Annotated in this window: 9 protein-coding genes; all 9 read left to right on the plus strand. The window is 32.1% G+C overall.

Annotation, left to right across the window (positions count from 1 at the left end):
* On the plus strand, window positions 1–2,618 hold a 2,618-nt coding region (locus SVN78_06820), incomplete at its 5' end, for a flagellar hook-basal body complex protein (protein ID MDY6821317.1).
* A 54-nt stretch (window positions 2,619–2,672) separates the two neighbouring features.
* Complete coding sequence (locus tag SVN78_06825; GenBank protein ID MDY6821318.1) at window positions 2,673–3,446, plus strand: MotA/TolQ/ExbB proton channel family protein; 774 nt, start codon at window positions 2,673–2,675, stop codon at window positions 3,444–3,446.
* A 5-nt stretch (window positions 3,447–3,451) separates the two neighbouring features.
* A complete protein-coding gene (locus tag SVN78_06830; GenBank protein ID MDY6821319.1) occupies window positions 3,452–4,162 on the plus strand; it encodes an OmpA family protein in 711 nt (236 codons plus the stop codon).
* A 20-nt stretch (window positions 4,163–4,182) separates the two neighbouring features.
* The gene (locus SVN78_06835; protein ID MDY6821320.1) at window positions 4,183–4,689 is read left to right on the plus strand and encodes a flagellar basal body-associated FliL family protein; all 507 of its coding nucleotides are present in this window, start codon (window positions 4,183–4,185) and stop codon (window positions 4,687–4,689) included.
* An 11-nt stretch (window positions 4,690–4,700) separates the two neighbouring features.
* Window positions 4,701–5,003: a FliM/FliN family flagellar motor switch protein gene (locus tag SVN78_06840; GenBank protein ID MDY6821321.1), complete on the plus strand. Its 303-nt coding sequence runs from the start codon at window positions 4,701–4,703 to the stop codon at window positions 5,001–5,003.
* Window positions 4,957–5,781, plus strand: a complete 825-nt coding sequence (locus SVN78_06845; GenBank protein ID MDY6821322.1) for a hypothetical protein — start codon at window positions 4,957–4,959, stop codon at window positions 5,779–5,781. The genes SVN78_06840 and SVN78_06845 overlap by 47 nt, the downstream gene beginning before the upstream one ends.
* A gap of 71 nt (window positions 5,782–5,852) precedes the next feature.
* Window positions 5,853–6,524: a flagellar type III secretion system pore protein FliP gene (gene fliP, locus SVN78_06850; protein ID MDY6821323.1), complete on the plus strand. Its 672-nt coding sequence runs from the start codon at window positions 5,853–5,855 to the stop codon at window positions 6,522–6,524.
* 1 nt (window position 6,525) lies between these two features.
* Window positions 6,526–6,798: a flagellar biosynthesis protein FliQ gene (fliQ, locus tag SVN78_06855; protein MDY6821324.1), complete on the plus strand. Its 273-nt coding sequence runs from the start codon at window positions 6,526–6,528 to the stop codon at window positions 6,796–6,798.
* 10 nt (window positions 6,799–6,808) lie between these two features.
* A partial coding sequence (locus tag SVN78_06860; protein ID MDY6821325.1) for a hypothetical protein occupies window positions 6,809–7,431 on the plus strand: 623 nt, incomplete at its 3' end.

The raw sequence follows: 7,431 nt of genomic DNA on the forward strand, positions 1-7,431 counted from the left end.
CAATGGATGTGGTTGGTGATAATCTATCGAATGTTAACACAACAGGCTATAAAGCTGATAGAATAGTATTTCAAGATCTTTTTAACCAGACCCTTTCGGGTGCAATGCCACCAACAGGTGATAAGGGTGGAACTAATCCAAAGCAGATTGGTATGGGAGCAGATCTTGGAGCAATTGATAGCGTTTTTACACAAGGTGCTTTACAAGATACAGGTGTTGTAACTGACATGGCTGTACAAGGCAATGGTTTTTTTGCTCTCCAGGATCAAAATGGTGAACTATCTTATACAAGGGCTGGTAATTTCTATTTTGATAGAGATGGTAATTTAGTAAATAGTGACGGATTGTATGTTATGGGGTATATGCCTGACGAAAATGGGGAATTCTATCCAGATATGACAATTGAGCCAATACAAATAGGGGAAGAATATATGACAATTCCTGCAAGCGCTACAACTGAGGTAAATATATCAGGCAATTTAGATACCAATGCTGCGGGATCTGAAATAGAATTTAATCATTTTTTGACCTCAGCAAGTGAGGATGAATCAGTTTTTAATCTCCATGGTGCAAATGGTGAAGATTTGGGATTAAGGGAAGGTGAAGAAGTTGTTGTTAAGGCAAATGCAAATGAGAATACGAGACTAGAAAATCTATATAGCGTTAATAATGAAAACTTAAGTTTAACAGCTGAAAATCCTATTAGTTTTTCAGGTAGGGTTATTACAGATAGTGGTAACGTAAGTGAATTCTCTTTTGAGGTACAAGGAACAACATTAGGTGATATTGTAAATGAGCTAGAAGACCAGCTTAATGATCTAATAGATTCACCTTATATACCAGGAGGACTAGATCCAAATGGAAATAATTTTGATGTATCAATCAATGAGGAAGGCCAAATTGTGATAGAAAGGGGGAATGATGGTTTAGTTGCAGGTGTTCCCTCAACAAATAGAACTGTTGAAATTGATAATGTAGCAGGTAATTCTGCGCTACAATCAACGTTTAGCAATCTATTAGGCTCTTATAGAGAAGGCACTACCAGAGCATCAGATACTATTAAATTTGAAAAGGTGTTATATGCATCAAGTGAACCTGGTATTGATCAATTTGATGATTTAGAAACCTTATCTTATCTAATTCAAAATGCTGTTCAAGATAATCTATCTGAAGATTTTGAGGCCTATTATGATGAATCAACAGGCCAGATTAAGTATTATAATCCAGAAAACAATAAACCTCCTTTAAGTGATGTTACGTTAAATACTGATGATATATACGGTTTTGAAATAACAAAAACCCTTGGGGGTGGTTCTTTTAATGCGACTGTGAATCCTGAAAGCCAAGATATTTTAGCTGATGATGGCAATAGAGATGATGCTATGGCATCTCTGGTTTTTTCTTCTGAGATAACTGAAAATACGACATTGGATAAGCTTTTAAATGCTGAAGGAGAAAATTTAGAGCTTGTAAACCCGGAAACTGGTGAAGGAACTGTTATTTATTTTGATGCGAAGATTAATGGTGAGAGTATTAATCCAGAGGCAAGTAACTTATTTGATACAGTTAATGCACCAAGTGATGAAGGAGGGCTTGTAGAAAATATTATAAATAATCTACCTGGTATACCACCTATTTCATGGTTCCAAACAGTAGATGAAAATGGTGACCCTAAGACTGTTGGTGATTTGGTCAATGCAATTAATAACTATTTAGGAGATAATGTTGCAGATGTGACATTAGAGGATGGAGCAATAGTTGTTGAAGGGAATCCTGGCGAAGCTAATGAGATAACATCTTTTGATATAGGCGCCTTAAATGCTCCAAAATTTAATAATTTAATGAATCAATATGAATATTTGCAACATGCTGATGGCGGATTACTTACAACAAGCCAAACCTTATATGATTCAAGAGGTGATGAACATACTGTGAACTACACTTTTGAAATGGTAGATGAGAATACGTGGAGATTAAGGTTGTCTACTCCTGAAGGTAGTGGTGATCAAGCTGTATTTAACGCGCAGGCTCCTTATGTAAATGATGAGTTTTATATTGATTTTAACCCTGATGGTAGTATATCAAGAACCTATTATGTAACTCCTAATGGCGAACAATCTGTTGTTGGTAATCCAGGGTTTACTCTTTTAACCTCAAATGGGACAGATAATATTACTGTAAGTGATTTTAATATTAATGATATAGTGCTAACATCTAAAAATTCTAATATTGATAGGTTGGAACAAAATGGTTATACGACAGGCAGCCTTCAAGAAATTGTAGCAGATGATATGGGAACTTTAATAGGTAATTATGATAATGGCTTACAGAGAAATTTAGCGAGGGTAACCCTTGCTACCTTTACAAATAATAATGGCTTAGAGAGTATTGGCGGTACGCTGTTTCAGCAGACTGCAAATTCAGGGGTGCCATCTTTTGGTTTTTCAGGAGAAGGCGGAAGGGGCGCAGTTAGATCTGGTTATTTGGAGGAATCAAATGTTGATATGGCAAAGGAATTTGTAAATATGATTATTGCTCAAAGGGGTTTTCAAGCAAACTCAAGAGCAATAACGACAGCTGATGAAATGATACAAGAAGTATTGGGATTAAAAAGGTAGAATTATTTTTATTTTGTATTGATATTTTTAAAAATTTTGGTTTAAATGTAGCATATGGATAGTGCTACACCTATTGGTATAATCATTGGCTATACTCTAGTTATATTAGCTATTATAGTTGGCCCTGGAATTGGTGGGTTTATTGATTTACCATCATTGCTTATCGTTGTTGGTGGTGTTGCAGGATTACTTTTAATGAACTATCCACTGGATAGGGTTGTCAATCTTTTTTCGCTTATAACTAAAACATTTTCTAGAAGACATACAGATCCAAATGAGATTATAAAGCAGATTGTTAACTTTTCAATTAGGGCAAGAAGAGATGGCATTTTGGCTTTAGAGGCAGCTGAAAATGAGATAGATAATGTGTTTTTAAATAATGGTATTAAATTGGCTGTTGATGGAAATGAACCAGAGGTTATTAAAGAGATTATGGAAAGGGAGCTTGAATATGTTGAGGATAGACATATGGAGGGGGCTAGTATATTACATAGTGTTGGAGAGTACTCACCTGCAATGGGGATGATTGGCACATTGATTGGGTTGATTGCAATGTTGCAGAGCTTAGATAATCCAGCAGCCATAGGCCCTGGTATGGCTCTTGCAATTATTACTACTTTCTATGGCATGGTGATAGCCTATCTGTTCGCTCTTCCTTTAGAGGGTAAACTAAAGATTAGGTCTAATGAAGAACTATTAGTTAAAAGGATAATTATTGCTGGTATTATGTCTATCCAGGCAGGGGATAACCCAAGATTAGTTGAGAGAAAGCTAAATGCATTTTTAAGGCCAAAATCCAGAGAAACCCAGTTTGAAAGTGGCTATTAGTTTTTATGAAGAAAAAAAGGCAAGAAGAAGGTCAATCAGTATGGCAGAGGACTTTTTTGGATATTATGATGCTATTACTTACCTTTTTTGTCCTTTTAATGTCTATGGTCACTTTTGAAAAGATAAAATTAGAGCAAGCCGCTGGCTCTCTAAGAGAGAGTTTCGGTATGTTAAGGCAGGGAGTTAAAAAAGAAGTCAAGGAAGAGAGTATTTTTGATACAACCTCTATTCTGGAAGATATCCACTCTAAAAAAGAATTATTGTCTGGACTAGTAAATTATATTGAAAGTGTAAACCTAAAGAATTTTATTTCCGTTATAGAAACTGATAAGGGTTTTACAATTAGAATACAAGATGAACTACTCTTTGATTTAGGCAGCACAGAGATTAAAAGCTCTGCATATCCACTACTTGACAAAATTGCTTCAATAGCAAATAATACGCCCTATAATATTCTTGTTGAAGGTCATACTGATGATTTGCCAATGAAATATGGGGCAAAGTATGATACAAACTGGGAATTATCAACTGCAAGAGCTGCATCGGTTGTTAAATATTTTATTAATAAAGGGATTAATCCTAAAAAACTGGCAGCTGCAGGTTATTCTAAATATCACCCCCTAGTACCAAATATTAATAGTGAAAATAGAAGAAAAAATAGAAGGGTTGAGATTAATTTTATTAGTCCTGAGTTTATGAGAAAGGCTATGCAGTGAAAGTCTAAAGGAGGCAGGTAATGGCTGAATTAGAGGTTGAAGAGATCAAAAATGATGAAAAAAAGCCAAGAAAATGGATTGCATATATTTTAATAGGGGTAATTATACTCATAGTCTTAGTTTTATTATTCCTAGGTTATCTATATGTCGAAAAAAGCGGTCTACTTGATAAAGTTTTTAGTGGAAATACAAAGAATGAAAGTGTTGAAAATAGAGAGGTGGCTATTGGCCAACTTTTTTCTTTTGAAGAATTTGTTGTTAATTTAGCAGATCCTTCAGGTAGTAGGTATTTAAGAATGGGTATTGATGTTGAAGTTGACAATAAGAACGTTATAGTTGAATTAAAGGAGAGAAAACCACAGTTAAGAGATATAATAATCAGTATTGCATCAAGCAAAACATTTGAAGATATTCAATCTGTTCGTGGTAAAATAGCCCTAAAAAGTGAGATTAAAAGAAGGGTTAATCTTGTTTTAAATACTGGTAAAATTAAAAATGTATATTTTACACAATTTGTGGTGCAATAGGCAGTGTTAAAATGAAAGAAAAAGGCAAAGATAAAGATTATGTTATAAAAGAATTTGGTGACATTTTATTTGATGTTACTGTCGAATTAGCTAGAAAGAAAGTTGCTATAGGTGAATTACTGCAATGGGAAGAGGGCCATATAGTTAAATTTAACAAAACCTCTGGGGAGGCAATTGATATACTAGTAAACAATAAACCCATTGCTTATGGTGAAATAATTGTGCTCGATGATAAATTTGGTGTAAGATTTACCGATGTATATGACGATGAAGAGTTGTTGGAAAAAAACAAAGAAGGTCTATACGATTGGTAGGTTAAGTTTTATATTCCTTATATTATCTATTATTTGTGGTACAAATTTTGCCTTTTCTGCTCAAGTAGATTTAAATTTTGATAATAAAACATTAAATTTCAAGATTGTTTTTAATAAGGAATTTAAGATAGTTGATTCATACAAAGATGGTAATAGTTTTTATGTAAAACTAAAAACTGATGAGAAACTTGATGCTTTAAATAAGGAATTTTGGGGATATTCTGTAGAAAGAATTGTTACAGAAAAAAAAGAAAACTTTAAGATAATAACCTTTGATCTTATAAGTAAGAATTTTAAAGCTAATTTAAAGAGAACTGGCAATGTTTTATTTGTTAGTTTTAATGTTGAGGCAAGTCCTGCTGGTATTGATCTACCATCAACTAATTTATATTTAAGAACATTTATTGGTCTTATTGTTATATTAGTTTTTATCTTTATAATATTGTGGTTAATAAAATTGATATATAGAAGTAGAAATGCTTTTCAATTGACAGGTATTGGAAATATATTGGGGAGGGTTGATTTGTTGCCAGGCAAATCATTGATATTCTATGAGTTAGGCAAAATAATCTATATCTTTTCATCTGCTGGTAATAATCTAAGATTTGTGGACAAAATAACTGATGAGGTTACTATAAATTTGATAAAGGAAGGTTTTTCTAGGAGAAAAGATTTTTCTAGCTATCTACGTTTTTCAAAGAAAAAAAATGTTAGTGATGATGTTGAAGACACGAAATCAATATTAAAAGAGAGGCTTGATTCATTAAGAAAAAGATAGCAATAATTTTTATAATATTTACAGTATTTTTCTTATTTTCCTTTTCTATTATCTATGCTCAAGATATTCCTTTGCCAGCATTTAGGTTTGGTATTGATAGAGCTGAAAATCCAAGTGATGTTGCAATAACCTTACAGATTATATTTCTTATAACAATCCTTGCTATTGCTCCTTCAATCTTGATTATGTTAACCTCATTTACACGCATTATTATAGTTTTTTCTTTTATAAGGAGTGCCTTGGGAACCCAACAAATGCCACCTAATCAAATACTTATAGGTTTAGCCATATTCTTAACATTTTTTGTAATGGCCCCAGTATTTAATGAGATTAATGATAATGCGCTAGCGCCATATCTTCAGGAAGAAATAACTTTTAGAGAGGCCTTGATGAAAGCAAAACCACCACTTAGAGAGTTTTTATTACGTAATACTAGAAAAAAGGATATACTGTTATTTTTGGATATATCGAAGAGGGAAAGACCTGAAACTGCTGATGATATACCTGATATAGTGCTTGTGCCGGCATTTATAACAAGTGAATTGCAGACAGCTTTTGAGATGGGCTTTTTAATATTTTTACCTTTTTTGATAATAGATTTTGTTGTTGCAAGCGTACTATTATCTATGGGGATGATGATGTTGCCCCCTGTTATGATATCATTGCCATTTAAGGTACTTTTGTTTATACTTGTTAATGGCTGGGATTTAATAATTGGGTCTTTAGTAAAGAGTTTTTATTAATATGAGTGTTGATTTTGTAATAGGAATAGGTATAAAAACTTTGGAAATCACTGTTTTGATTGCTGCTCCTATGTTATTATTTGGCTTGTTGGCTGGGCTTATAATAAGTATATTCCAAGCGGTAACCCAGATTCAGGAAATGACTTTAACATTTGTGCCTAAAATATTTGCTGTTGTTTTAGCTGTTGTTATCTTTATGCCATTTATGCTTAATACATTAATAAGGTTTACATATACTCTCTTTACAAATCTATATTTATATATTGGCAAATAATATAAGCATAATGACAATAAAGAATTATATATTTTTGAACCCCACAATTAATTCGTATAAAATTGCTTCTCAGTTAAAGGAATATGGAAAGAATATCTATTTTTTTAATACAAAAGAATTTCCAAATATAAAACCTAACGAGGTTTGTTCAATATATAATAGTTCATACAATTTTTTTACTTCTAATGAAGGTGTTAGCTTAAAAGATGATCTGTGTCTTTTAACAGAAAAAAACATAAAAAATAAAATATTATTAAAGTTATTGAAGAGAAGCTTGAGAAATATTAATAACTCTATAGTATGCGGTGATATAACAGATCTATTATTACACAAAAGAAGGGTGCTATTAAATAGTAGGATAAATATAGATATAAAAACAATTGATTCCTTTTTGGACGTAAAACCAACAAGTGAAGATCTAATAGTGTGCAATAAGTTGCCATTTGTATATGTTTCCAAATATATTAACAATTATGAGAGTTTATCAATATATGAAACAGATATTGACACAATAGAAACATTTGGAAATGTGTATTATATATTTTATATTGAAGATAATAAATTCGAGTTGTATATTTATAATAAGTTTATCTGTATAATACATAATATTAATTTAAAAGTAGATGATATATT

The sequence above is a fragment of the Deferribacterota bacterium genome, from assembly GCA_034189185.1.
In the GTDB taxonomy this organism is placed as follows: domain Bacteria; phylum Chrysiogenota; class Deferribacteres; order Deferribacterales; family UBA228; genus UBA228.